The 23601-nt window shown below is 71.2% G+C and carries 24 protein-coding genes; 11 read left to right on the top strand and 13 right to left on the bottom strand.

The annotated features are described in order from the left end of the window. The first annotated feature begins 98 nt into the window (after nt 1-98). The 3 genes from QBL25_RS31140 to QBL25_RS31150 all read left to right on the top strand — a co-directional run bounded on the left by QBL25_RS31140 (nt 99) and on the right by QBL25_RS31150 (nt 2913). The gene (locus QBL25_RS31140) at nt 99-956 is read left to right on the top strand and encodes a S1 family peptidase (protein WP_409060261.1); all 858 of its coding nucleotides are present in this window, start codon (nt 99-101) and stop codon (nt 954-956) included. A gap of 162 nt (nt 957-1118) precedes the next feature. Then, nucleotides 1119-2162 (top strand): GlxA family transcriptional regulator, encoded by a 1044-nt coding sequence (locus QBL25_RS31145; RefSeq protein ID WP_409060262.1) that lies wholly within the window; start codon nt 1119-1121, stop codon nt 2160-2162. Nucleotides 2163-2307: 145 nt separating this feature from the next. Next, entirely contained in the window at nt 2308-2913 is a 606-nt protein-coding gene (locus tag QBL25_RS31150) for a TetR-like C-terminal domain-containing protein (protein ID WP_409060263.1), read from the top strand. Nucleotides 2914-2933: 20 nt separating this feature from the next. On the opposite strand, the gene QBL25_RS31155 is transcribed toward QBL25_RS31150, so the two are convergent. Both QBL25_RS31155 and QBL25_RS31160 read right to left on the bottom strand, forming a co-directional pair. Beyond that, on the bottom strand, nt 2934-3623 hold the full coding sequence (locus QBL25_RS31155) for an alpha/beta fold hydrolase (RefSeq protein WP_409060264.1): 690 nt from the start codon (nt 3621-3623) through the stop codon (nt 2934-2936). Nucleotides 3624-3697: 74 nt separating this feature from the next. Further along, nucleotides 3698-4108 (bottom strand): hypothetical protein, encoded by a 411-nt coding sequence (locus QBL25_RS31160; RefSeq protein ID WP_409060265.1) that lies wholly within the window; start codon nt 4106-4108, stop codon nt 3698-3700. Nucleotides 4109-4303: 195 nt separating this feature from the next. Here QBL25_RS31160 and QBL25_RS31165 point away from each other — a divergent pair, with 195 nt between their 5' ends. From QBL25_RS31165 to sph, 3 genes are all read left to right on the top strand, one after another. Continuing rightward, nucleotides 4304-5485 carry a Cmx/CmrA family chloramphenicol efflux MFS transporter gene (locus QBL25_RS31165; RefSeq protein ID WP_409060266.1) on the top strand — a complete coding sequence of 394 codons (1182 nt, stop codon included), beginning with the start codon at nt 4304-4306 and terminating at the stop codon, nt 5483-5485. Between the two features lie 72 nt (nt 5486-5557). After that, entirely contained in the window at nt 5558-6136 is a 579-nt protein-coding gene (locus QBL25_RS31170; protein ID WP_409060267.1) for a TetR/AcrR family transcriptional regulator, read from the top strand. Between the two features lie 240 nt (nt 6137-6376). Next, nucleotides 6377-7387: a sphingomyelin phosphodiesterase gene (sph, locus tag QBL25_RS31175; RefSeq protein ID WP_409060268.1), complete on the top strand. Its 1011-nt coding sequence runs from the start codon at nt 6377-6379 to the stop codon at nt 7385-7387. A 117-nt stretch (nt 7388-7504) separates the two neighbouring features. On the opposite strand, the gene QBL25_RS31180 is transcribed toward sph, so the two are convergent. Continuing rightward, on the bottom strand, nt 7505-8869 hold the full coding sequence (locus QBL25_RS31180; RefSeq protein ID WP_409060269.1) for an alkaline phosphatase PhoX: 1365 nt from the start codon (nt 8867-8869) through the stop codon (nt 7505-7507). Between the two features lie 94 nt (nt 8870-8963). Beyond that, complete coding sequence (gene zapE, locus QBL25_RS31185) at nt 8964-10058, bottom strand: cell division protein ZapE (protein ID WP_409060270.1); 1095 nt, start codon at nt 10056-10058, stop codon at nt 8964-8966. Nucleotides 10059-10095: 37 nt separating this feature from the next. Here zapE and QBL25_RS31190 point away from each other — a divergent pair, with 37 nt between their 5' ends. The 4 genes from QBL25_RS31190 to msrB all read left to right on the top strand — a co-directional run bounded on the left by QBL25_RS31190 (nt 10096) and on the right by msrB (nt 13527). Beyond that, the gene (locus tag QBL25_RS31190) at nt 10096-10860 is read left to right on the top strand and encodes a pyrimidine reductase family protein (RefSeq protein WP_409060271.1); all 765 of its coding nucleotides are present in this window, start codon (nt 10096-10098) and stop codon (nt 10858-10860) included. A gap of 145 nt (nt 10861-11005) precedes the next feature. Then, nucleotides 11006-11479, top strand: a complete 474-nt coding sequence (locus QBL25_RS31195; protein WP_409060272.1) for an indole-3-glycerol phosphate synthase — start codon at nt 11006-11008, stop codon at nt 11477-11479. Between the two features lie 195 nt (nt 11480-11674). Beyond that, complete coding sequence (murC, locus tag QBL25_RS31200) at nt 11675-13069, top strand: UDP-N-acetylmuramate--L-alanine ligase (protein WP_409060273.1); 1395 nt, start codon at nt 11675-11677, stop codon at nt 13067-13069. Nucleotides 13070-13119: 50 nt separating this feature from the next. Then, nucleotides 13120-13527 (top strand): peptide-methionine (R)-S-oxide reductase MsrB, encoded by a 408-nt coding sequence (gene msrB, locus QBL25_RS31205; RefSeq protein ID WP_409060274.1) that lies wholly within the window; start codon nt 13120-13122, stop codon nt 13525-13527. 164 nt (nt 13528-13691) lie between these two features. On the opposite strand, the gene QBL25_RS31210 is transcribed toward msrB, so the two are convergent. The 3 genes from QBL25_RS31210 to QBL25_RS31220 all read right to left on the bottom strand — a co-directional run bounded on the left by QBL25_RS31210 (nt 13692) and on the right by QBL25_RS31220 (nt 16320). After that, nucleotides 13692-14999: a M28 family metallopeptidase gene (locus QBL25_RS31210; protein ID WP_409062834.1), complete on the bottom strand. Its 1308-nt coding sequence runs from the start codon at nt 14997-14999 to the stop codon at nt 13692-13694. Between the two features lie 245 nt (nt 15000-15244). Then, nucleotides 15245-15706 carry a hypothetical protein gene (locus tag QBL25_RS31215; protein WP_409060275.1) on the bottom strand — a complete coding sequence of 154 codons (462 nt, stop codon included), beginning with the start codon at nt 15704-15706 and terminating at the stop codon, nt 15245-15247. 203 nt (nt 15707-15909) lie between these two features. Then, nucleotides 15910-16320 (bottom strand): organic hydroperoxide resistance protein, encoded by a 411-nt coding sequence (locus tag QBL25_RS31220; RefSeq protein ID WP_409060276.1) that lies wholly within the window; start codon nt 16318-16320, stop codon nt 15910-15912. A gap of 125 nt (nt 16321-16445) precedes the next feature. Here QBL25_RS31220 and QBL25_RS31225 point away from each other — a divergent pair, with 125 nt between their 5' ends. Next, on the top strand, nt 16446-17015 hold the full coding sequence (locus QBL25_RS31225; protein ID WP_409060277.1) for a MarR family winged helix-turn-helix transcriptional regulator: 570 nt from the start codon (nt 16446-16448) through the stop codon (nt 17013-17015). 54 nt (nt 17016-17069) lie between these two features. Here the strand turns inward: QBL25_RS31225 and QBL25_RS31230 are convergent, their stop codons facing one another. The 6 genes from QBL25_RS31230 to QBL25_RS31255 form a co-directional block, all read right to left on the bottom strand. After that, nucleotides 17070-18065: an ABC transporter substrate-binding protein gene (locus QBL25_RS31230; RefSeq protein ID WP_409060278.1), complete on the bottom strand. Its 996-nt coding sequence runs from the start codon at nt 18063-18065 to the stop codon at nt 17070-17072. A gap of 111 nt (nt 18066-18176) precedes the next feature. Further along, on the bottom strand, nt 18177-18956 hold the full coding sequence (locus QBL25_RS31235) for an ABC transporter ATP-binding protein (RefSeq protein WP_409060279.1): 780 nt from the start codon (nt 18954-18956) through the stop codon (nt 18177-18179). A gap of 1 nt (nt 18957) precedes the next feature. Then, a complete protein-coding gene (locus tag QBL25_RS31240) occupies nt 18958-20097 on the bottom strand; it encodes a FecCD family ABC transporter permease (protein WP_409060280.1) in 1140 nt (379 codons plus the stop codon). 134 nt (nt 20098-20231) lie between these two features. After that, nucleotides 20232-21638 carry an MFS transporter gene (locus tag QBL25_RS31245; RefSeq protein WP_409060281.1) on the bottom strand — a complete coding sequence of 469 codons (1407 nt, stop codon included), beginning with the start codon at nt 21636-21638 and terminating at the stop codon, nt 20232-20234. After that, nucleotides 21635-22462 (bottom strand): Rossmann-like domain-containing protein, encoded by an 828-nt coding sequence (locus tag QBL25_RS31250; protein WP_409060282.1) that lies wholly within the window; start codon nt 22460-22462, stop codon nt 21635-21637. The genes QBL25_RS31245 and QBL25_RS31250 overlap by 4 nt, the downstream gene beginning before the upstream one ends. A 126-nt stretch (nt 22463-22588) precedes the next feature. Beyond that, the gene (locus QBL25_RS31255) at nt 22589-23578 is read right to left on the bottom strand and encodes a pyridoxal-phosphate dependent enzyme (RefSeq protein WP_409060283.1); all 990 of its coding nucleotides are present in this window, start codon (nt 23576-23578) and stop codon (nt 22589-22591) included. Between the last annotated feature and the right edge of the window lie 23 nt (nt 23579-23601).

Below are 23601 nucleotides of genomic sequence, written 5' to 3' on the forward strand. Positions count from 1 at the left end.
GGACCGGAGGATGACGGGGACAACGGGGACGACGGACCGAAGCGAGGGGACTTCCGGCCCGTGCACAGCCGCACCACCTCTTCTTGAAAGGTCACCCCATGCACCGTCCGGATTTCCGGCCGACCACCGATGCCCGCTCTTCACGGCGGCGGGGCCTGCTCGTGCGGGCCGCCGCGGCGGCCGGCGCGACGGCCGTTCTCGGCGCCACGGCGCTGGCCGGCAGCGCCGGTGCCGTCGTCAACGGCCATGACTCCACGCAGCGCTACCCGTTCATGGCCACGATCCCCATGGTGGAGGCCGACGCCCAATGCGGGGCGACGCTGATCGACCCCCGGTGGGTGCTCACCGCGGCGCACTGCGTCGACCCCGAGCTGGAGATCACCCCGACCGGGAAGGTGCGCGTGGGCAGTGAGCACCGCAAGACCGGGGGCACCGTCCGCGCCATCGACAAGGTCGTGATCCACCCGGGGTACGAGCAGGGCACGGAGACCGCCCCCGGCAGGGTCACCCCCAACAAGGACGACCTCGCGCTGGTGCGTCTTGACCGGCCGGTGGCCCAGCAGCCCCTCCGGATCGCCGGGAAGGCGGGCCCGGCCGGCACGCGCACCCGAATCCTCGGCTTCGGTACCACCGTCGACACGGGCGACATGGCCGAGATGAAGTTCCCCGCGCGGCTCCAGGAGCTGGACACCCGCAGGGGCACCGAGGAGGAGTGCTCCGGAAGGGCCGGGCACACCCGGCTGTGCACGGTCAGCCCGAAGCCGGGCGCCATGGCGTGCTTCGGGGACTCCGGCGGCCCGCAGATCCAGCGCGCGAAGGGGGGCCGCCCGGAGCTCGTCGGGACGACGTCGGGCGACGGCGACTGGGACGCGCGGTGCTCCACCGGCCCTGGGCTATACACCAACGTGACGGTTTACAAGGGCTGGATCGGCAAGACGCTCCACAAGAAGGTCTGAGAGCCGGAGCCCCGGAGCCCCGGAGCCCCGGAGCCCCAAAGCCCCAAAGCCCCGGAGACCCGCGGCCCCGGACAGGTCGGGGAGCCCGTGGGCCCGGAGAGGTTCGCCCGGGACCCGGGAGGGGATGCGGCCCGTCTCCGGCCACACGGTTAGATTCGGGACATGTCAGTCATCGCCGTCCTTGCTCTCGACGGGGCCCCGGGGCATCAACTCACCACCCCGGGGCTGGTCTTCGGCACCGCCTGCCGCGAGCACCCCGAAGCGGAGTACGAGGTCAGGCTCTGCGCGGCCCCCGGCCTGCGGGCGACGGGCGCCCCGGCGCCCGCGCTGCGGATCGGCGCACCGCACGGACTCGACGGCCTCGCCGACGCGGACGTCGTGCTGGTCCCCGGGCGTGCCGGACACCGTGACGCCCCGCCGCCCGGTGTTCTCGCCGCGCTCCGGGCGGCGGCGGACCGGGGGTGCCGGGTCGCCGCCGTCGGCACCGGGACGTTCACGCTCGCGGCGGCCGGTCTGCTCGACGGCCGCCGCGCCACGACCGGCTGGCGGCACGTCGAGGAACTGGCGGAGCTGCACCCCCGTATCGACGTCGACCCGCTCGGCGCCGTGGTCGAGGACGGGCCGTTCCTCACGGCGGCGGGCATCTACGGAGGGCTGGACGTCTGTCTGCACGTCCTGGGGCGTGATCACGGCCGACGGGTGGCGGGCGAGACCTCCCGGGAACTCCTCACGCCCCTCCACGCCGACGCGGACAGCGTCCGGGAGGAGATCGACCGGGAGGTCGCGGAGAGCGCGGGCATCGAACCCACCCTGCGGTGGATGGAGGCCGAACTCCACCTCCCGCTCACCCTCCCCGACATCGCCACCCACGCGCGCACCAGCATCAGCAGCCTCACCCGCCGCTTCCGTGCGCACACGGGTCTCAGCCCGCTCCAGTACCTGCTGCGCGCACGCCTTCAGGAGGCGCAGCGCCTGCTGCGGACGACGGACATCCCGGTGGAACGCGTCGCCGCTCTCGCGGGGTTCACGTCCCCGGCGGCCCTGCGCCACCACTTCCGTGCGCTCACGGGGACCACGCCGAGTGCCTGCCGCCGGGCTCACCGGATCTCGGGTGAGAACCTCTCGTCGCCTGACGGGACGAATGCGCCCTTCCAGTCCTCTGCCATGCCTAACCCCCGCGCTCGTGATCGGTCGAACAGTCGCTAACGCTCGTCGTGGAGCATTAGGCTCCGCTCACGTTAGCGAGAGGCGCGCCCCGCGCGCAACGCGGGGCCGCGAGGCCCACAGGGGCGGACCGGGGCCACCGAGGTGGGCGGGGGTGTGGGATCTTGTGCGCAGTAGATTGGCGCCGATGACTGAGCGACCCCCTCATGGTTCGGCCCGCCCGGGCGGGCGGACGGCCCGTACCCGCACCGCCGTTCTCGCGGCTGCCCTGGACGAGCTCGACGCGGCCGGGTTCCACGCGCTCACCCTGGACAAGCTCGCCGCGCGCTCCGGCGTCCACGTGTCCACGATCCGCCGCCGCTGGCGCACCGTCGAAGGCGTCGTCGTGGACCTGCTGGCCCAGCACAGCTCGACGATCCCCACCCCGGACTCCGGTGACTTCCGGCAGGACCTGCACGAACTGGCCCAGGCCATCGCCGACTTCCAGGCCGTGCCGCGCAACTACCACCTCGTCGAGGGCATCGTGGCGGCGGCCGCGCAGGACGCACGCGTCGCCGACATCGTCCGCGGCGCCTTCACCGCACGCACCGAACACGTCACCCGGATCGTGAGCCACGCCGTCGAACGCGGCGAACTCCCCCCGGAAACCGACCCGTACGAAGTCATCGCCGCCCTGAGCGCGCCCTTCTACTACCGCCTCCTCATCCTCCGCGCCCCCGTCGACCAGCGCCTGGTGCACACCAGCGCCGAAGCCGCCTATCACGCGGCCCACGCGAGGGTGTTCGAGAAGTAGGGCAGACCAGTGGACCGCGCCTATATCCAGCCGTCCAACGACCCCATGAACGCGTCGAAGTCATCGCGGTGGATGGTGTGTCCTGCGCCCTTGACCGTCCGCACCTCGAACCCGCGCCTCCTCAGATCCCCTTTCAGCGCCTCGGAGAGGAGATGGCTGGGGTCGGCGGCCTGCACCAGCGACGGGACCGCCGGAGCGGCGGGCGTGCGGTCGAGGGCGTTCGCTCCGGAGAAGCCGAGCGCGGTGTCCGGGTCCCAGAGGGCCAGCGTGGCGACCTCGACGTCGACGTCGGCCTCCTCCCAGCGCGGGTTCAGGTTCGTGATCGTCGTCCGGGTCGCCTTCCGGAACTGGACGAACACGGCGGGGTCCACGCCCGCCGCGCCGAGCGCCCACGCCGGGTCGGAGTAGACCGCCCGCGCCGGTGCGAGCCGCTCCACCGCCAGGGCCAGCGCCATGCCGCCCAGCGAGTGCCCGATCGCGAGCTCGACCCCGGCAGGCACCGTGTCCACGAGGTCGTCCGCGAAGATCTCCGGGCTGTACGCGCCGCGCCCGCTGGCGCCGTGCCCGCGCAGGTCCACGCCGATCACCCGGTAGCCCTTGTCCGCGAGAGCCGGACCCACGCGGCGCCAGGTGCGGTGGTCCGACATGATGCCGTGGACCAGGACGGCGACCCGGTCACCGGTGCCCCACTCGCGGGTGTGCAACTCCATGCTGACGGCCTGCTCTCTCTCGGGTCGGTGGCACCGAAGCGGCGCCCCGGCGTCGGGACGTGGGCGTGCGGGCGCTACACCGCTTCCGTGAACCGCTGCCACAACCGTTCGTATTCCGCCTGGCGGCGCGGCAGGCGGCCCGGTGGCCGCACCACGGCGCGAGGCGCCGTGACCCGTTGGCCGAGGAGGAACTGCTCCCGCGTCAGGTCCAGTTCGACACCGCTCGCCAGGCGGTTCCACCAGTGGAAGCCCTGCTGCTCGCCCCCGGCGGACCACACCTCGCCCACCATCAACTCGCCGCCGAAGAGGTCGTGCACGACGAGCGCGGTGATGTCGCAGTGCCCCCAGGCGGGATTGTCGGGGGTCCACGGGGTGCGGGCCACGTCGTCGGGGGAGCAGGTGTCGGCGGCCCACGCCGCACGCAGCGCGGCACCGACACCGGCCAGGGTCAACGGCTCCGCACCGGCCGAGAGAAGCGGTTTCATGCCGATCAGAATGACACCCGCCACTGACAACACCGCCCCGCCGGGAGCGAGGCCGCCGGGCTGCGACCGGGCCGGCGCCCTCTGAACGAACAGTTTTGAAGCGAGCGATTCAGAATGTGCTAGCGTCCTGATCGTCGATTATGGAGCAGTCGCTCCAGAACATGAATCGCGATCGCGATCAGGAGAGGGGCGTCCATGCCGCCTGCGGTGTACGTGCTGGGGCTCGGCATCTTCACCCAAGGGACCTCGGAGTTCATGCTGTCCGGCCTTCTGCCGGGCATGGCCGCCGACCTGGGGGTGTCCATCCCGGACGCGGGCCTGCTGATCTCGGCGTTCGCGATCGGCATGGTCGTCGGCGCGCCCCTGCTCGCGGTGGCCACCCTGAGCTGGCCGCGCCGGACCGCCCTCGTCTCCCTCCAGGCGGCCTTCGTCGTCGCCCACGTGATCGGCGCCCTCGCGCCCGGCTACGGGGTCCTCTTCGTCACGCGTGTGCTCAGCGCCCTCGCGTACGCGGGGTACTGGGGCGTGGCCGTGGCCACCGCGGTCGCCCTCGTGCCGCCCGCGGCCAAGGCGAAGGCCGTCGCCGTCCTGGCCGGGGGGCTCACGCTGGCCACGGTCGTCGGTGTGCCCGCCGGCACCCTGCTCGCCCAGTACTCCAGCTGGCGCGCCGCGTTCTGGGCGGTGGCCGCCGCCACCCTGGTGAGCCTCGCGTGCACGCTGCTCGTCGTCCCCGGCGGCCGTCCCGAAGCCGGGCGTACGTCGGTGAAGGCGGAGCTGCGCGGGATGGCGCGGCCCCAGCTCTGGCTCTCGTACGCGATCACGGCCTTCGCCTTCGGGGCGGTCATCGTCACCTTCGGCTATCTCGCGCCCCTGCTGACCGACGTCAGCGGAGTGCCCGAGGGCTGGGTGCCCGCCGTCCTCGCCCTGTTCGGCGTCGGCGGCATGGTGGGCCTGGCGATCGGCGGTCGCACCGCCGCGGCCCATCCACTGCGGACCCTCGGCCTGGGCCTCGGGGCGCTCGCCCTCTTCTCCGCGCTGCTGGCCCTGACGGCCGGTTCCGCGGTCGTCGTGATCGTCCTGGTGTTCCTCCTGGGCCTGGTCGGATACGTCACCAACCCCGCCCTCCAGTCACGGGTGTTCACGCTCGCCCCGGCCGCCCCCACGCTGGTCGGCGCCACCAACACCGCCGCGTTCAACGTCGGCAACACCCTGGCCCCGCTCCTCGGCGGTCTGGCCATCGACGCCGGGCTCGGTTACGCCTCGGTGGCCTGGGTCGGCGCCGCGCTCGCCGCGGCCGGCGCGGCGGCCGTGCTCTGGGCGTGGCGGCTCCAGCGGGCGGCCCGGACCGAGACCGTGAGCGTCGGCGCCCTCGTATAGGTGGGGCAGGTGGGGGCGCGCCGGGACGCCACGGATTTTGTACGTGTATTCCAAAACGCGTACCCTGGGGCCATGGCCAGGCCACGAGAGTTCGACGAGGACCGCGTCATCACCGCGGCCATGGACACCTTCTGGCGGCACGGCTACGAAGGCACCTCGACGCGCGCGCTGTGCGACAGCACGGGCCTCGGGCCCTCCAGCCTGTACAACACCTTCGGCGGCAAGCGGCAGCTCTATCTGCGCGCACTGCGGCGGTATCACGAGACCAGCACCGCCGAGCAGGTCGCGATCCTGCGGGGCGAGGGCACCGCGAAGGAGCGGCTGCGGGACATGATGGTCCACGCCGTGGACGCCGACCTCGACGCGGCGGACGGGCGCGGCTGCTTCGCGATCAACGCGGCCGTCGAGATCGCCGGACCCGACCCGGAGGTCAAGGACGCCGTGCGGCGCACCTTCGACCGGGTGGAGGAGGAGCTGCGCGCGGTCGTGGCGGCCGGTCAGCACGACGGCGAGCTCCGGTCGACCGCCGACGCGCGGACCGTCGCCCGCCGGGTGCAGAGCACCTACTACGGCCTGCGCGTCCTCGCCCGCGTCCAGGACGACCGGCAGACGCTGCTCGACACGGTGGAGAGCACGCTCGCCGACCTGTGACCACGGGATCGTCCCCGATGGTTCGAGGTGGTCTCGCCTCAGGTCGCCCGGAGCCGTCCCGCAACAGCGCCTGGCTCCACGCCATTTGAGTCATGGTTGGAGTCCTGGCAGGTCACACAAAAACAACGCGTTCCCGCCCCGTGTTCTTTGTTCACGTGACGTATCCCCAGAAGTAATCACGGCTGATTGGATGTGCGGCGCCCCATCAGCCGCAACAACCCCCCACCCACAGGAGATTCAGTGCCGCACCCAGCGCTGCGCAGGACTCACGCCGTCGCGATCACCACCGCGCTCGCCGCGGCGACGCTCACCGCCGTCGCCCCGGCCGCGACCGCCGCCGGCACGTCCGCCGCCGACGCGCCTGCCGCCTCCGTCGACACGCCCGCACTCAAGGTGCTCTCTTACAACGCGTTCCTCTTCAGCAAGACCCTCTACCCGAACTGGGGCCAGGACCACCGCGCCAAGGCCATCCCGGCCGCGGACTTCTTCCGGGGCAAGGACGTGGTCGTCGTCCAGGAGGCCTTCGACAACTCCGCGTCGGACGCGCTGAAGGCCAATGCCGCGGACCGCTACCCGCACCAGACCCCCGTCATGGGCCGGAGCAAGAGCGGCTGGGACGCCACCGGCGGCGCGTACTCGTCGGTGACCCCGGAGGACGGCGGCGTGACCGTCCTGAGCAAATGGCCGATCCTGCGCAAGGAGCAGTACGTCTACAAGGATGCCTGCGGCTCCGACTACTACTCCAACAAGGGCTTCGTCTATGCCCAGTTGAACGTCAACGGCACGAAGGTGCACGTCGTCGGCACCCACGCCCAGTCCACCGACCCGGGCTGCGGCTCCGGCGAGGCGGCCACCACCCGCGCCCGGCAGTTCAAGGAGATGGACGCCTTCCTGGACGCCAAGAACATCCCGGCGGGCGAACAGGTCATCGTGGCCGGGGACTTCAACGTCGACTCGCACAGCGCCGAGTACGCCTCGATGCTCGCCGACGCCGGTCTCGCCCCCGCCGACGGCCGCACGGGCCACCCGTACTCCTTCGACACCCGGGACAACTCCATCGCGGCCGAGCGCTACCCGGACGACCCCCGCGAGGACCTGGACCACGTCCTCCACCGCAAGGGGCACGCCCGCCCCGCCACCTGGCACAACGAAGTGGTCAAGGAGCAGAGCGCGCCCTGGACGGTGTCCAGTTGGGGCACGAAGTACACCTACACCAACCTCTCCGACCACTACCCGGTGATCGGCTCCTAGCCGCGATGCCTCCGGGGGTGCGGCAGCCCGCGACGGGCCCGCCGCACCCCTGCTCGGTCGACGCGCGTCAGTTCACGTCACGTCAGTCCACGTCACGTCAGTCCACGTCGGCGCGCGTCACGTCCTGTGCCACGGGCCCGTCACCGCGAACGTCGTCCCGGGCGTGTAGCAGTTGACGTACATCGTGTCGTGGTCCGGCGAGAAGCAGACGCCCGCGAACTCGCCCCACTCCGGCTCCTGCGGGGTGCCGATGTTCTGCCGGCCGCGGGCCATCGCGTAGACCTCGCCCCGGCGGGTCAGGCCGTACACGTGCTGGGCGCCTCCGCCGTCCTCGGCCACCATCAGGCCGCCGCTGGGCGCGAGGCAGATGTTGTCGGGGGACTCGCCGGGCATCTGGATGTCGGTGTCCGGGCCGAAGACGATCACCAGGGTGAGCCGGCGCTTCGTCGGTTCGTAGCGCCAGATCTGCCCGAAGTGGTCGGCCGCGGAGCCCTCCGCGCTGTGCGCGAACGACGACACGAAGTAGACGGAACTCCCGCCCCAGTAGCAGCCCTCCAGCTTCTGCGCGTGCGTGATGCCCTTGGGGCCGAAGTCCTGGTTCCTGATGGGGGTCTGGACCGCGAGCGGATCGGGCACGTCGACCCATTCGATGCCGTCGAAGCACGCGCCCGTCTCCTGGATCGCGGACAGGTCGGGCACCCCCGGTACGCGCATGGCCTGGAGCTTGCCGCCCGCGCGGAGCGAACCGCGGCCGCCCTCGGGCTTCTTGGGCAGGAAACGGTAGAACAGGCCGAAGGGCTTGAGGAAGGCGTCCTCGGTCTCGTAGACGACGCCGCGGCGCGGGTCGACGGCGATCGCCTCGTGCTGGAAGCGGCCCATCGCGGTGAGCGGCACGGCTCCGGTGCGGCGCGGGTCGACGGGGTCGACCTCGAAGATGAAGCCGTGGTCCTTGGTGTAGCCGTTCGTGCCGGCCTTGTCCTCGGTCTCCTCGCAGGTCAGCCAGGTGCCCCAGGGGGTGGGCCCACCCGCGCAGTTGACCGCCGTGCCGGCGATCGCGACCCGCTGGCCCAGGACGTTGTTGTGGCGGTCGAGCGCGATGGCCGTACAGCCGCCCTTGCCCATCGGGTCGTAGGTGAGGCCCTCGACCGTGGGCACGGCGATTCTTCCGTTGTGCCGGTTCTCGTGGTTGCGGACGAGATGGACGCCGCCCTTCTTGCCGCGGAACGCGTCCATGCCGTCGAAGTTGCTCGGCACCTTGCCCTCACCTGAGGGCAGATCGGTCCCCTCCCGTGACAGGACCTGGTAGCGGAAACCTTTCGGCAGATCGAGCAGACCCGCGGGGTCGGGCACCAGCGGCCCGTACCCCGCCCTGCCCTGCGCGGCGGCGCTGCCCGCGAAGAGTTCCGAGAGCGCTCCGGTGAAGGCGATTCCCGCACCCACCGCACCGGTACGGGCAAGCACCTGACGTCGTGTCGTGGACATAAAAGGCCGACCTCCTGCTGGCGGACAGGAACATGACCGGATGTGTGTACCACGCGCCTAGGCGTGCGGGAACCACGCGCGTAGCGGTGAGTCGCTACGGCTTTACGAGGGCCTTCGCGTCCCGGGCGAGTGCCGTGAGCCGCGAGATCGCCCGGAAGTATTTCTTCCGGTAGCCGCCGTTCAGCATCTCCTCGCTGAACAACTGGTCGAACGGCACGCCCGAGGCGAGCACCGGGACCTCGCGGTCGTACAGCCGGTCGGCGAGCACGACGAGGCGCAGGGCGGTCGACTGGTCGGGGACGGGCGTCACGTCGGTCAGGCACACGGCCCGCAGCCCGTCGGTGAGCGCCCCGTACCGGCTGGGGTGGACGCGCGCGAGGTGGTCGAGCAGGTGCGGGAAGTCGTCCAGGCTCGCGTCCTCGGTCGCGTACGCCGCCCGTGTGACCTGCTCCTCCGAGTACGGAGCGGGCGCCTCCGGAAGCCCCCGGTGGCGGTAGTCCTCACCGTCGATGCGCAGCGACTTGAAGTGGGTGGCCAGGCCCTGGATCTCGCGCAGGAAGTCGGCCGACGCGAACCGGCCCTCGCCGAGCTTGCCCGGCAGCGTGTTCGAGGTCGCGGCCAGCGCCACGCCCTCGTCGACCAGGCGCGCGAGCAGCGAGGAGACGAGGACCGTGTCGCCCGGGTCGTCCAGCTCGAACTCGTCGATGCAGAGCAGGCGGTGCCCGCTGAGGGTGCGCACCGTCTGCTGGAAGCCGAGCGCCCCCACCAGGTTCGTCAGCTCGACGAAGGTGCCGAACGCCTTCTGCTCGGGAGCGGCGGGCGTCGCGTGCCAGAGGGAGGCGAGGAGGTGGGTCTTGCCCACGCCGTACCCACCGTCGAGATAGACGCCGCGCGGGCCCGTGGGGGCCGCGGGCTTGGCGCGGCCGAACCAGCGCTTCTTGCCCGCGCCGGACGCGTGGGCCCCGCCGAGACCGGCCGCGAAGCCGCTCAGGACCCGCACGGCCTCGGTCTGGCTCGGCTGGTTCGGGTCCGGGATGTACGTATCGAAGCGGACGGAGTCGAAGCGCGGGGGCGGCACCATCTCGGCGACCAGGCGGTCGGCGGGGACATGGGGCTCGCGGGCGCACAGCGACAGGGGAGCCGCTTCGGCTATGGGGCTCTGCCCGGAGGCTGCGGTGGAGGACGACACGGTTCCTAACTCTAAGCGCCGTGCAAGACTGCTGGGCATGCGACGCCTGTTCCCTGTGACCGACCAGACAGACGAAACATCAGTACGAGAGTGGGCGCTGGCGGAGCTGGCCGACGCGTACGCCTACCCACCGGGCGACACGCCGTGGCTGCGCGCCAACATGGTGTCCACGCTCGACGGCGCGGCCCAGCACGACGGCCGTTCGCAGCCCATCTCCAACGCCACGGACATGCGGATCTTCGGCACCCTGCGCGCGGTCGCCGACGCCGTGGTCGTGGGGGCCGAGACGGTCCGCAAGGAGGGCTACCGCCCGGCACGCGCGCGTGAGGACTTCGCCGAGCGCAGGGCCGCGGCCGGCCAGACGGTGGCCCCCGCCATCGCCGTCGTCAGCGCGAGCCTGGACCTGGATTTCAGCCTTCCGCTTTTCACCTCGCCCCTGGTGCCCACGCTCGTGGTGACCGGCGCCGAGGCGCCCGCCGCCCGGGTCGCGGCGGCCGAGAAGGCGGGTGCCGTGGTGGTGGTCGCGGGGGAGGGCGCGGGGGTCGAACCGGAGCGGGTCGCGCCCGCCCTGGCCGAGCGCGGCCTGACCCGGCTCCTGACGGAGGGCGGACCGCGGCTGCTCGGCCAGTTCGTGGCGGCGGGGGCCCTGGACGAGCTGTGTCTGACGGTGTCCCCGATGCTCACCGCGGGGGACGCGCAGCGCATCGCGTGGGGGTCCGCGCTCGCGGTGCCGGAACGATTCGCCCTGGCTTCCGTACTGGAGGAGGCCGGGTTCCTCTTCACCCGATACCGTCGTACCTGACAATCAGCGGAATCACCCGTTCCGTTTGGCTTCCGCTGGGCACACTAAAAGTCGCAGACCCCGTGCGGCCACGGGGCAGGATGGTTTCCGCAGGGGCCCGTCGAGACAGACTCTCGGCGGCCCACGGATGAGAAGGGCGCCTGTCGTGTTCACAAGCGTATTGATGATCGAGAAGGCCCTGACCTCCGCCGACGTGGAGTTCGTCACCACCTTGCACGGCGACGAGACGGTCACCTTCAGGGTGCTGCTCCAGCCCCGCGGCGATCAGGCGGACCGCCTGCTGCGGGCCATCGACGACGTGGCGCTGGGCGAGCTCGACGAGGCGGCGAAGGAAGGCGACGTACCCGAGGGGCAGGACGCCACCGCCCCCGCGCAGAAGGCCCTGGAGGTCTCCCTGACGGCACTGCGCGCCGCGGGCTGCGAGGCGACCGGACAACTGATCGAGGATCACCCCCTGGACGCGCTCCAGCGGCTGGTCGACGAGGCGCACGCGGACGAGGTCATCGTCCTGACCGACCCGCACTACGTGGAGGAGTTCTTCCACCGGGACTGGGCCTCGCGGGCGCGCCACAAGGTGGGCGTACCGGTCCTGAAGCTGTTCTCGCACACGGAGGACTGAGGACTTCACCGGGGCGGGACCGAGCGCTCCGCCGCCGGGAGGCCGGGCGCCGCGCCGGAAACGGCGGGGGATCCGCGGGCCAAAGAGAGGCGCCCGAGCCCCTCGCGGGGCTCAGGTGTGCCTGCCGGGCATCCGAGGCAATACCCTGGGCCCTGCTCATCTGCCGTAACTCTTGGATCTTGGGGAGACACACGTATGGCACCCGGCCTGCCCACCGCCATGGACCGACCGCACTTCATCGGCATCGGCGGCGCCGGAATGTCGGGCATCGCCAAGATCCTGGCCCAGCGCGGCGCCAAGGTCGCGGGCAGCGACGCGCGGGAGTCCGCCACCGCCGAGGCCCTGCGCACCCAGGGCGCCACGGTCCACATCGGCCACGACGCCGCGCACCTCGCCTCGGACGCCACCAGCGTGGTCGTCTCCTCCGCGATCCGCGCCGACAACCCCGAGCTGGCCCGCGCCACGGAGCTCGGCATTCCGGTCGTCCACCGCTCGGACGCGCTCGCCTCCCTCATGGAGGGCCTGCGCCCGATCGCGGTGGCCGGCACGCACGGCAAGACCACGACGACCTCGATGCTCGCCGTCACCCTCTCCACCCTCGGCCTCGACCCGTCGTACGCGATCGGCGGCGACCTCGACGCCCCGGGCTCGAACGCGCTGCACGGCGAGGGCGACATCTTCGTGGCCGAGGCGGACGAGAGCGACCGCAGCTTCCACAAGTACGCGCCCGAGGTCGCCATCGTCCTGAACGTGGAGCTCGACCACCACGCCAACTACGCCTCGATGGACGAGATCTACGAGTCCTTCGAGACCTTCGCGGGCAAGATCGTCCCCGGCGGCACCCTGGTGATCGCCGCGGACCAGGACGGCGCGGCCGAGCTGACGCGGCGCGTGCGCGCCCTGCCGGACCTGAAGGTCGTCACGTACGGCGAGTCCGAGGGTGCCGACCTGCGCATCCACAAGATCACCCCGCGCGGCCTGACCAGCGAGGTCACGGTGATCCTGAACGGCAAGTTCCTGACCTTCACGGTCTCCGTCCCCGGCCGCCACTACGCACACAACGCGGTGGCCGCCCTGGCCGCGGGCATCGCGCTCGGCATCCCGGCGCACAACCTCGCGTCCGCCCTCGGCTCGTACACCGGCGTCAAGCGCCGCCTCCAGCTCAAGGGCGAGGCGAAGGGCGTCCAGGTCATCGACTCGTACGCGCACCACCCCACCGAGATGACCGCGGACCTGGAGGCGATGCGCTCCTCCGCGGGCGACGCGCGCCTCCTGGTGCTCTTCCAGCCGCACCTCTTCTCCCGCACCCAGGAGCTGGGCACGGAGATGGGCCAGGCCCTGGCCCTCGCGGACGCCTCCGTGGTCCTGGACATCTACCCCGCCCGCGAGGACCCGATCCCCGGCATCACCAGCGCCCTGATCACCGACGCGGCCGTGGCCGCGGGCGCCGACGTCCGTGCCGTGCACGACAAGGCCGAGGCCGTCCGGACCGTCGCGGGAATGACACGGCCCGGTGATCTCGTTCTCACCATGGGAGCGGGCGACGTCACGGACCTCGGCCCGCAGATCCTGGCCGAGCTGTCGCAGTAGGCGACGCGGGCGCAAGCAGTCGCATTCATCGAGGTAAGGGGTTCAGTCTCATGTCGTACGACGTCGAGAAGCCGGACGAGCAGTGGCGCGCGGAGCTGAGCCCCTCGGAGTACGCGGTTCTGCGCCAGGCGGGCACGGAGCCCGCGTTCGTCGGTGAGTACACCGACACCAAGACCAAGGGTGTCTACTCCTGCCGCGCGTGCGGCGCGGAGCTGTTCACCTCGGAGGAGAAGTTCGAGTCGCACTGCGGCTGGCCGAGCTTCTTCGACCCCAAGGACACGGACGCGGTCGAGCTCGTCGAGGACGCCTCGCACGGCATGGTGCGCACGGAGGTCCGGTGCGCGCGGTGCGGTTCGCACCTCGGTCACGTGTTCGAGGGCGAGGGCTACCCGACGCCCACGGACCAGCGGTACTGCATCAACTCCATCTCACTGACGCTCGCGCCCACGGAGGCCTGAGCGACGCACCCGAACACCGGACCGGCGCCCGGCGGCGAAGACGCTGCCGGGCGCCGGTGCGTGTCGACCGGTGCTGCGATGGTTCGGTGCTGAGGTGCTGAGGTGCTGAGGTGCTGAGGTGCTGAGGTGCTGAGGTGCTGAGGTGCTGAAGTGCTGGAGTGGTTCTAGAACGTCAGCTTCCAGCTGTTGATGTAGCCGGTGTCCTGCGCCGCCACGTCCTGCACGCGCAGCTTCCAGGCGCCGTTCGCCGTCTCGCTCGACGCGTTGACCGTGTACGTCGCGATGACGTTGTCCGCCGAGTCGTTGCTGCTGGAGTTCTTCAGGCGGTACGCAGTGCCGTCGGGGGCCAGCAGGTCGACGACCAGGTCACCGCGCCAGGTGTGCCGGATGTCGACGTCCACCTTCAGGGCGGCCGGGGCGTTGCCCGTGCGGCCGGTCACGTTCACCGTCGAGGTCACGGCGGCGCCGTTGTCCGGGACGGCCACGTCCGCGGTGTTCTCGTACGTGTCGCCCGGCGGGACCGGGGTGTCCGCGCCGAGCGTCCAGATCGCGTGGGCGATGGCGTCGCTGTTGCGGTCGAGGGCGGTGTCGTTGATGTTCGCCGTCGTGTCGCACGAGGAGTGGTAGCAGCGGTCGAAGGCCTGGCCCGCCGTGCCGCCCCACTTCTGGGCCTGCGCGCTGGACTTCGTGTTGCTGGCGCCGGTGAAGAGGCCGCCGACCGGTATGCCCACGTTCTTGAAGCTGGCGTGGTCGGAGCGGCCGTCGCCCTCGGTCTCTATCTCCGTGGGGACGTTCAGACCCGCGTAGTAGTCCTTGAAGGTCTTCTCGATGGTGGGGTCGTCGTCGTAGACGAAGTAGCCCGGGTTCGGGGAGCCGATCATGTCGAAGTTGAGATAGCCGGAGACCTTGGAACGCTCCGTGGCGGGCAGGTTGTTGACGTAGTACTTCGACCCGACCAGGCCCAGCTCCTCGGCGCCCCACCAGGCGAACCGCAGGTGCTTCGCCGGCTTGAGCTGGGCGCGGGAGACGGCCAGCGCGGTCTCCAGGACGCCGGCCGAACCGGAGCCGTTGTCGTTGATGCCGGGGCCCGAGGAGACGCTGTCGAGGTGGGCGCCTGCCATCAGGACGTTGTTCGCGTCGCCGCCCGGCCAGTCCGCGATGAGGTTGTAGCCGGTGGCGCCGCTCGAGGTGAACTGCTGCACGGTGGTGGTGAACCCGGCCGCGTCCAGCTTGGCCTTCGCGTAGTCGATGGAGGCCTTGTAACCGGGGCGCCCGTGGGCGCGGTTGCCGCCGTTGGCCGTCGCGATGGACTGGAACTGGGTCAGGTGCGCCTTGACGTTGGCGAGCGGGATGTCGGGGGCCGCGAGCGTCGGGGAGGGGGCCGCGAGGGCCGTCGGCGCGGTGACGGCCAGCAGTCCCGCGGCGGCGAGGGTGGCGACACCCGCGGTGGCCCGTCTCAGGGCGCGGGGCATGTCGGGTCTGGAGATTCTCATGTGGGGCTCCGAATTCCGAACAGCGAGGGGGACGGAACGTACTGACGCCCTGCGACGCGGATGCCGCAGGGCGTTGGAGCTGTGCTGAGCGAAGGGTGGGGCGGTTGTGCGTTGCCTGATATTGAAGCTGGGACGACCCACCGTCAAGAGAGGAAACCGGTCAGATGCCGGTCAGCCAGTTTCGGATATCGGACACCCCTCGGGTGTCGCGCGTGCGGCCGGACTCAGTCCTCTTCGGGGGTCTCGGGACGCAGCAGCGGGTGCTTCACACCCGGGAAGACCCGGGCCTTGACCACCGGCTCGGCGTCCGCACCCTGGACCACCGTCTCGGCGATGCCCCACGGGCGGCCCGGCAGGACGACGAGGATGGTGTACGAGGACGCGCAGCCCATGCAGTCATAGCGGTCGGCCCAGGTCTCGACCTCGGTACGGCTGCCGGGGTAGCGGGCCACGTGGCGGTGGCGGGCGTGGCAGCGGTCGCACTTCTCGCCCGGCTCGCACGTGCCGCCGCAGGGGCAGGGCACGTCCAGGGTCTCGGCGGGCTGCCAGCGCTGCGTGACGACCGCCTCGCGGGTCGCGCCCATGTCCTTCATGGCCTTGAGGTTGCGGGCGGCGACGTTGTACGACTCGCCGGTCGACGTCATCCGGTTCCGGATCACGTCCTTGCGTCCGCGGTTCGTCGTCATGCTGGGCCTCCTGGGGTTCACGCAGCCCACCAGGAGGCCCATGAGATCGGTACCTCTACGGTACCCGGCGTCCGGCCCTGTCCTGTCCGGCCCTGTCCTGTCCGGCCCCCGGCCCGGTCGCGTCCGCGACCGGGCCGCTGCTCGACGACGGGCTCGACCTCACCGTGCGACTACTTGACGACGGGCTCGACCTCGCCGTGCGACTACTCGATGACGAGCTCGACCTCGATGTTGCCGCGCGTCGCCTTCGAGTACGGGCAGTACGCGTGCGTGGCCTCGACCAGCTTCTGACCGGTCTCGCCGGCCAGGGAGTCCGGCAGCTCCACGCGCATCACGACCGCGAGGCCGAAGCCCGTGTCGTCCTTGCCGATGGAGACCTCGGCGGTGACCGAGACGTCCTTGGTGTCGACCTTCATCTCACGGGCGACCGCACCCATCGCACTGGCGAAGCAGGCCGCGTACCCGGCGGCGAAGAGCTGCTCGGGGTTGGTGCCCTGTCCGTTGCCGCCGAGGGCCGGGGGCATGGCGAGCGCGAGGTCGATCTGGCCGTCGGAGCTGACGGCGCGGCCCTCGCGGCCGTTGGCGGTGGCGACGGCGGTGTACAGCGCGTTCATGGGATGCCTCTTCCCTCGGACGGAGAACGGAACGAGAGGAACGGTGGTCGTTCGCTCTGCCCATAATGGTTGCACACGATTTAGTTGTGCACAACTTAATGGCGTGTGCGAGGTACGCTGGAGCCATGACGTCATCGCCGACCGCCGTACCGCCCCCGCCCGGAGGCGAGCTGCCCGACGCGCCGGACGCCGGGTTGCCCGATACGCCGGACGCCGGGCTGCCGGACGCGCCGGACGTGCCCGAGGCGCTCGGCGTGCCCGACGCCGAGCTGCTCCGCCTCGACCACCAGGTCTGCTTCTCGCTGCACGCCGCCTCGCGCGCCTTCGGCGGCGTCTACCGCGACGCCCTCAAGGACCTGGGTCTCACGTACCCCCAGTACCTGGTGATGCTGGTGCTCTGGGAGCACGGCCCGCAGCCCGTCAAGGCCATCGGCGAGCGGCTGCGCCTCGACTCCGGCACGCTCTCGCCGCTGCTCAAGCGGCTGGAGACGGCGGGGCTCGTGCGGCGGGAGCGCAGTGCCGCCGACGAGCGCTCCGTGACCGTCCAGCTGACCGGGGAGGGGGACGGACTGCGCGAGCGCGCGCTGCCCGTCCCGCGCCGGATCCTCGCCTCGACCGGGATGACCGTCGAGGAGATCCTCACCCTCCAGGGACTCCTCGGACGCCTGACGGGCTCGCTCGACCGGGCCCAGTGAGGCGGACCCGGAGGGGAATGGCGTGGCGGGCCGCTCCGTACGAGGCGGTGGGCCTCAGCGCTTCAGTTCCCGTACGTACTTCCCGAACTTCTCCAGGCCGTCGATGTTGCGCGGGCCGCTGATGCCCTCGTTGTAGTCGAGGACGAAGAAGTTGTTCTTCTTCACCGCGGGCAGTTCCTTGGTGTGCGGGGACTTCTTCAGGAAGTCGATCTTCTTCTTGGCGGGCATGTCGCCGTAGTCGAAGATGATGATGACCTCGGGCTCCGCCTTGGCGACGGCCTCCCAGTTCACCTGGGTCCAGCGCTCGTCGAGACCGTCGAAGACGTTCCTGGCGCCGGCCGCCTTGATGATGTCGTTGGGCGGGACCTGGCTGCCCGCCGTGAAGGGCTGGTCCGTGCCGGAGTCGTAGAGGAAGACGGGGAGCCGGTCGCCCTTGGGCGCCTTGGACTCGACGGCGGCGACGCGCTTCTTGAGGCCGTCCACGACCTCGTCCGCCTTCTTCTCGGCCCCGAAGATCGTGCCCAGCCGGTCCAGGTCCGAGTACAGGGCCTTGAACGGGGTCACTTTCTGCGGGTACTTGGGGTAGTTGAAGCAGCTCTCCGTGTGCATGAAGCTCTGGATGCCGAGCTTGTCCAGGATCTGCGGGGTGATGCCCCGCTGGTCGCTGAAGCCCGAGTTCCATCCCGCGACGACGAAGTCGGACTTCGCCTCCACGACCAGCTCCTTGTTGAGCAGGTCGTCGCTGAGCATCTTCACCTTCGCGTACTCCGACGCCCAAGGGGACTCACTCACCGGCGGGTTGGCCGGGGGCATCACATAGCCGTGCACGTGCTTGGTCAGCCCCAGGCTGAACATCTTGTCCGCGCTGCCGCCCTCGTAGACCACCGCGCGCCGCGGAGTCGTGTACGTGACCGGCTCGCCGCAGCGCTTGACGGTGACCTTCTTGGGGGCGCCCGCGTCCTTGGAGGCCGGTTCGACCTCGGCGCCGCATCCCGCGAGCAGCAGGGCCGCCGCGAGCGCTGATCCGATGGTGGTGCGTGTTCTGGGCATGGCCTGGTGGTGCCTTTCAGGGGAGGAGATTCAAGGGGAGGGGAATCAGAGGAGGAGATTCAGAGGGGGTGGTTCGGAGAGCGGTGTTGGATGGGGGGCAAAGGGGCTGGCTCACAAGGGAGTTGAGGAGGTCAGCGCGTAGAGGAGTTGGGGGTCGCCGGTCAGGGGGTGGGTGATCACGCTGGCCTTGACGCCGAACACCTCCTCGACCAGACCCGTGGTGAGCACCTCATCCGGCGTCCCCGCGGCCACCAGCGCGCCCTGCGACAGCACGCCGATGCGGTCGCACGCGGCCGCCGCGAGGTTGAGGTCGTGCAGGACCACGAGGACGGTGAGGCCCGAGGCCTTCAGGAGCGAGAGGAGTTCTATCTGGTGGCGGACGTCGAGGTGGTTGGTCGGCTCGTCGAGGACCAGGACCCGTGGCTCCTGCACCAACGCCCGCGCCAGCAGGACGCGTTGGCGTTCGCCGCCCGAGAGGGTGAGGATGCCGCGGTCCGCGAGGCGAGTGAGGTCGAGACGCGCCATCGTCCGCGCGCACAGCTCCCGTTCGCGCGCGCCGAGGGCCTGGTTTCCGCGCAGGTGGGGTGCGCGGCCCAGGGCCACGACCTCCGCCACCGTGAAGTCGAGGTCCACCGAGCCGTCCTGAGCCATCGCGGCCACGACCTGCGCGCCGCGGCGCGGCGACAGGCGGGAGAGATCGTCGTCGCCCACGCGGACCACGCCCGAGCTGGGGCGCAGCGCGCGGTAGACGCACTTGAGCGCGGTGGACTTGCCGCTGCCGTTCGGGCCCACCAGGCCGACGATCTGGCCGCTGCCCACCTCCAGGGAGAGATCCCGGACGAGGAGTTTGCCGTCGAGGGTGACGGACAGGCCGTCGAGTACGAGGTCCATCTCAACGGCCTCCGAACATATAGCCCTTGCGACGCATCAGCGCGACGAACACCGGCACTCCGACCAGGGCCGTGATGACCCCGAGGGGCAGCTCGCGCGGCGCCACGAGGGTCCGTGACACCAGGTCGACCCAGACCATGAACACCGCTCCGACCAGCGGCGCGACGGCGAGCACGCGGGCGTGCGTGGCGCCGACCACCATGCGTACGAGATGGGGCATGACCAGGCCGACGAAGCTGATCGCGCCGCTCACGGCGACCATCACCCCGGTGATCAGTGAGGCGAGCAGGAGCAGGCCCTTTCGGTGCCGGTCGGGGCTGATGCCCAGGCTCGTCGCGGTCTCGTCGCCGAGTGCCAGGACGTCGAGGGCCCTGCTGTAGCGGTGGAGCACGGCGACACCGAGCAGCACGCAGGCGGCCACGACGGGCAGCGCGCCCCAGCTCGCGGCGCCGAAGCTGCCCATCGTCCAGTACAGGACCATGCTGGTCGCCTCGCTGTCCGGCGCGAAGTAGATGATCACGCTCATCACGGCCTGGAAGCCGAGTGCCATGGCCACGCCCGTCAGGACGAGCCGCAGCGGCGAGAGTCCGCCACCGCGGCTCGCCGAGGCGGCGTACACGAGGAGGGAGGCGACGAGCGCGCCGATGAACGCGCCCGCCGACACCGCGTAGATGCCGAGGGCCGCGAGCCCTCCGGTGACCGTGACGGCGACGGCGCCGACCGAGGCGCCGGAGGAGACGCCCAGGACGAACGGGTCGGCGAGGGCGTTGCGCACCAGCGCCTGGATGGCGACGCCGACCGCGCTGAGGCCGGCTCCCACCAGCGCCGCGAGGAGCACGCGGGGCGTGCGGATCTGCCAGATGATCTGATACGTCGTCAACTCGTCGGCGTCGATGCTTCCGCCGCTCAGCGCCGCCCACAGCAGCCGGGCCGTGTCACCCGGCGAGACGACGGCGGAGCCGAGGCCGATGGCCACGACGACGGAGAGGAGCAGGACGAGGAGGAGCGCGAGGCAGGTCGCCGCAAGGCCCGCCCGAGACCCGAGCCGTTGCCTCGCGCCTCGCACCGGCGGATCCGGAGAACCGACGCCGACGACCGCGGCGGGGGCTGCCGTGGGGGACGGCGTGAACGGCGGGGGCATGGGCGGGCCTCTCGGGTCGGGGGATGGGGCAGGGATGTGCCGGATGGCGGGTGGGAGAGCGGCCGGTCGCCGACCGGACTCCCCCCGGGCGGCTGCGGCTGCGACCGCGGCTGCGGCGCGGCGGACGCGTGGCGCTAGGTGGGGGTCGTCCCGGACCCCTTCGCGGCCCCCTTGCCGGCGGGGCCTTCACCGTCCGCCGGGCCTTCGCTTGCCGCACCTCCGTCCGCCGGGTCTCCGTCGGCGGCACCCGTGGATGCCTGGCCGTCCTCCTCCAGCAGCTCGCCTTCCGCCCGGTCTGTCCGGTCTGTCCGGAGGACGACCGCCGCTGCCGCCAGTGCCGCCAGGACCAGGGCGCCGAACGTCGCCGCGACTCCCGGGTAGCCGGCCAGGCCGAGGCCGAGGCCGCCCAGGCCTGCGCCCACGAAGACACCGAGGCTCATGCCCGCTGCGTTCACGCTCAGGGCCGCGCCGCGCTGTGTTCCGCAGCGCCGGACGAGCAGGCTGACCACGCACGCGGCGACGACGGCATGGCTCGCGGCGTGCAGGGACGTCATCGCGAGCGCGAGCGGCAGCCAGTGCGTGAAGTAGAAGCCCACGACCGAGACGAGCGCGGCGAGCAGACCGACGGCCAGCATCCGCTCGGTGCCGAGCCGCGGGTCCTCGGAGTTCGTGATCCGCCCCGTGAGGAGGTTGCTGACGAAGAACGACGCGCCGCTCAGCGTCCACACGAACGCGAAGAGCCCGGGGTCGAGGTGGAAGCGGTCGTCGTAATAGGCCGCAAGGTAGGAGAGGTATCCCATGAAGACGGCGGTGCGCAGCAGGGCGATGAGCAGCAGCGGCACGACACCGGGGATCGCCCCGAGCGCCTTGAAGGAGGCGATGTAGCCGAGGCGCGGAGAGTCGTCCCGCTCCTCGACCGGCCTGTCCTTGCCCCGTACGAAGAAGACCGCGGCCAGCAGCAGCGACACCCCGGTCACGGCGAACAGATCGCCCTGCCAGCCCCAGAACAGCGCGGGCAGCGCGATCACCGGCGCCGCCAGCATCGCGGTCATCGACTGCGTGGCCGTGACGAGCGTCGCCGCGCGCCCCGCGGCCTTCCCGGACCCGAAGCGGTCGGCCGCCGCCGCGGTCAGCGCCGGGTTCAGGACCGACGTACTGGCGCCGACCAGCAGGCAGAACACGGCGAGCAGGATGAAGTCCCCGCTCGCGCCGAGCGCCGCGGACACCCCGAGCGCGGCGAGCCCGCCCGCCGCCGCCCACTCCTTGCGCACCCGGTCGATCAGCGGGGCGAGCGCGGTGCCCACCAGCAGGGCGGCGAGCCCGCCGAGTCCGCGCAAGCCCCCCAGGGTGGCGACGCTGCTGTCGGCGTCCTCGGCCATCGGCACCAAGTACGTGCTGAAGACGGTGAACGGCAGCAGGCCGACCGCCGAGGCGACCAGGACGGGCCACAGCGCACGGGCCATCCGCCAGTCACCGGGCAGCGCCTCGTCCGCGCCCGCGTCCCCGCGCGCCACGGCGGGCTCCTTGGAGTCGACGCTCACGCCGCCTCCTTGTAGCGGTAGAGCGGCGTCTCGTCCGCGCTGAACTGCGAGAACGCGAAGGGCTCCGCGGAGAGCCCGGTGACCCCGGCGGACAGGAACGCGCGGGCCACGGCACTGCCGCTCTGCGCGTACACGACCAGCGGCACCCCGTGCTCGCGGCAGTGCGCGAGGATCAGGTCGAAGGTGCCGTTGCTCAGCGTCATCCCGGTGGCGACCACCGCGTCGGCCTCCCGGAGGACCTCCGTCATGTCGTCGGTGACCGGGTCGCCCCACTGGGTCGTGCGGAGGTTGAGGTCGCAGGGCAGGCAGACCCCGCCCCGCTCCCGTATGGCCGCGACGAGCGGGTTCACCACGCCGATCAGGGCCACCTTGGCGCCCGGCTCGATGTCGAGCAGCCCGGCGATGGCGGCGTCGCGGGCCACCGCCCGGACCTCCGGGGTGCCGGTGGGCAGCGCGACGCGCTCGGCTTCGGCGGCGTCCCGGTGCGGGCTCACCTGCGCGAGATAGGCGTCGAGCGCGGCGATGCGGACGGGCGTGGACTCGGCGCGCAGCAGTTTGTCGAGGCTGTGGCCCGAGGCGTTCTCGCAGAAGTCCGGGCCGAGTTCACCGGCCTCGAAGGAGCAGGCGCCGAACGCCGTGCCGACCCGCAGGAGCAAGTAGTGGTTGTGGTAGGTCACTTGGCTGCCCGCGAGACGGGTGGTGTTGTACAGCCAGAACGCGCTGGTGACGGAGAGGTCTTTGGGGTCGGGACCGTACGCGCCCGCCAGGACGGCGTCGATGAGCTCCGCGACGTTGTGGGGCGTGCGCGGATCGGGGTGTGACATGGGGAGTTCTCTCCGTGTGGTGGTGGACGCCGGCGGAAAGGCCGGGCAGGGTCAGGGAGCGCGGGGCCGTCGGCGCAGGTCGGCGTCGTCGGGAAGGGCCGGGGCCGTCGGCGCAGGCCGGAGCCCTCAGGGAAGGTCGGGCCAGGACGTGGTCGACCAGGGGTGCCGCAGCTCGTCGAGCGAGCTGATCTCGTGCGGCTTCAGGGTGTCGATGTCCGGCGCCTCGGCGTGTTTCGCGTAGGCGCTCTCGACATAGCGGTGGCCCGTGTCCGCGGCGATGAAGACGTACGTGCGGGAGGCGTCGCGGCGCTGTTCCCAGAGAGCGGTCAGATAGGCGGCGCCGGTGGACAGACCGGCGAATATCCCGCTGTTCCTGAGGAGCGAGACCGCCCCGGAGACCGCGCAGTCGAAATTCACCCAGTGCACGCGGTCATAGGCCTCGTGCCGGACGTTCTGGAATTCGATGGCGCTGCCGATACCGGCGATGATCATGTCCGGATCGGCCACGTGCTCGGACCCGAAGGTGACGCTGCCGAAAGGCTGGACGCCGACGAGCGAGACATCGCGGCCCGCGTCCCGCAGATATCCGGCGATGGCACCGGTCGAAGCCCCCGAGCCGACCCCGCCCACCAGGGCGAGCGGCCCTTCGGGCACCTCGGCGTCGATCGTCGCGGCCACGTCGCGGTAGCCGAGATAGTGAATGCGGTCGTGGTATTGCCGCATCCAGTGGTAGGAGGGATTCGCTTCGAGTATCTCGGCGATGCGCCGCACTCTCAGCTCTTGGTCGAGCCGGAGATTCCTGGACGGCCGCACTTGTTCCAGCGTGGCGCCGAGAATGTCCAGCTGGACGCGGAGCGTGTGGTCCACGGTCGTGGAACCCACGATGTGGCATTTCATTCCGTGGCGGTGACAGGCGAGCGCCAGTGCGTGGGCGTAGATACCGCTGGAACTGTCGATGAGCGTGTCGCCGGGTTTCACCGCTCCCGTGTCGAGAAGGTGGCGGACCGCTCCCAGAGCCGAATAGATCTTCATCGTCTCGAACCGGAGACAGACCAAGTCCGGCTCCAGGGATATGAGATCGGGTTTCTTCACCGCTTCGGCTATGTGGTCGTGCATCTCTGTCGCTGCCCCCTGTGTCG

This window comes from Streptomyces sp. SYP-A7185, from assembly GCF_046103685.1.
Classification (GTDB): Bacteria; Actinomycetota; Actinomycetes; order Streptomycetales; family Streptomycetaceae; genus Streptomyces.

Bases quoted from the DNA above. Each gene is read 5' to 3' on its own strand.
- QBL25_RS31255 (WP_409060283.1), bottom strand. From the start codon at position 23,578: ATGCACGACCACATAGCCGAAGCGGTGAAGAAACCCGATCTCATATCC.
- QBL25_RS31225 (WP_409060277.1), top strand. From the start codon at position 16,446: ATGACGTCATCGCCGACCGCCGTACCGCCCCCGCCCGGAGGCGAGCTG.
- QBL25_RS31145 (WP_409060262.1), top strand. From the start codon at position 1,119: ATGTCAGTCATCGCCGTCCTTGCTCTCGACGGGGCCCCGGGGCATCAA.
- QBL25_RS31190 (WP_409060271.1), top strand. From the start codon at position 10,096: ATGCGACGCCTGTTCCCTGTGACCGACCAGACAGACGAAACATCAGTA.
- QBL25_RS31215 (WP_409060275.1), bottom strand. From the start codon at position 15,706: ATGACGACGAACCGCGGACGCAAGGACGTGATCCGGAACCGGATGACG.
- QBL25_RS31140 (WP_409060261.1), top strand. From the start codon at position 99: ATGCACCGTCCGGATTTCCGGCCGACCACCGATGCCCGCTCTTCACGG.
- QBL25_RS31165 (WP_409060266.1), top strand. From the start codon at position 4,304: ATGCCGCCTGCGGTGTACGTGCTGGGGCTCGGCATCTTCACCCAAGGG.
- QBL25_RS31180 (WP_409060269.1), bottom strand. From the start codon at position 8,869: ATGTCCACGACACGACGTCAGGTGCTTGCCCGTACCGGTGCGGTGGGT.
- msrB (WP_409060274.1), top strand. From the start codon at position 13,120: ATGTCGTACGACGTCGAGAAGCCGGACGAGCAGTGGCGCGCGGAGCTG.
- QBL25_RS31240 (WP_409060280.1), bottom strand. From the start codon at position 20,097: ATGCCCCCGCCGTTCACGCCGTCCCCCACGGCAGCCCCCGCCGCGGTC.
- QBL25_RS31160 (WP_409060265.1), bottom strand. From the start codon at position 4,108: ATGAAACCGCTTCTCTCGGCCGGTGCGGAGCCGTTGACCCTGGCCGGT.
- QBL25_RS31235 (WP_409060279.1), bottom strand. From the start codon at position 18,956: ATGGACCTCGTACTCGACGGCCTGTCCGTCACCCTCGACGGCAAACTC.
- QBL25_RS31155 (WP_409060264.1), bottom strand. From the start codon at position 3,623: ATGGAGTTGCACACCCGCGAGTGGGGCACCGGTGACCGGGTCGCCGTC.
- QBL25_RS31210 (WP_409062834.1), bottom strand. From the start codon at position 14,999: ATGCCCCGCGCCCTGAGACGGGCCACCGCGGGTGTCGCCACCCTCGCC.
- QBL25_RS31170 (WP_409060267.1), top strand. From the start codon at position 5,558: ATGGCCAGGCCACGAGAGTTCGACGAGGACCGCGTCATCACCGCGGCC.
- QBL25_RS31250 (WP_409060282.1), bottom strand. From the start codon at position 22,462: ATGTCACACCCCGATCCGCGCACGCCCCACAACGTCGCGGAGCTCATC.
- murC (WP_409060273.1), top strand. From the start codon at position 11,675: ATGGCACCCGGCCTGCCCACCGCCATGGACCGACCGCACTTCATCGGC.
- QBL25_RS31150 (WP_409060263.1), top strand. From the start codon at position 2,308: ATGACTGAGCGACCCCCTCATGGTTCGGCCCGCCCGGGCGGGCGGACG.
- QBL25_RS31230 (WP_409060278.1), bottom strand. From the start codon at position 18,065: ATGCCCAGAACACGCACCACCATCGGATCAGCGCTCGCGGCGGCCCTG.
- QBL25_RS31220 (WP_409060276.1), bottom strand. From the start codon at position 16,320: ATGAACGCGCTGTACACCGCCGTCGCCACCGCCAACGGCCGCGAGGGC.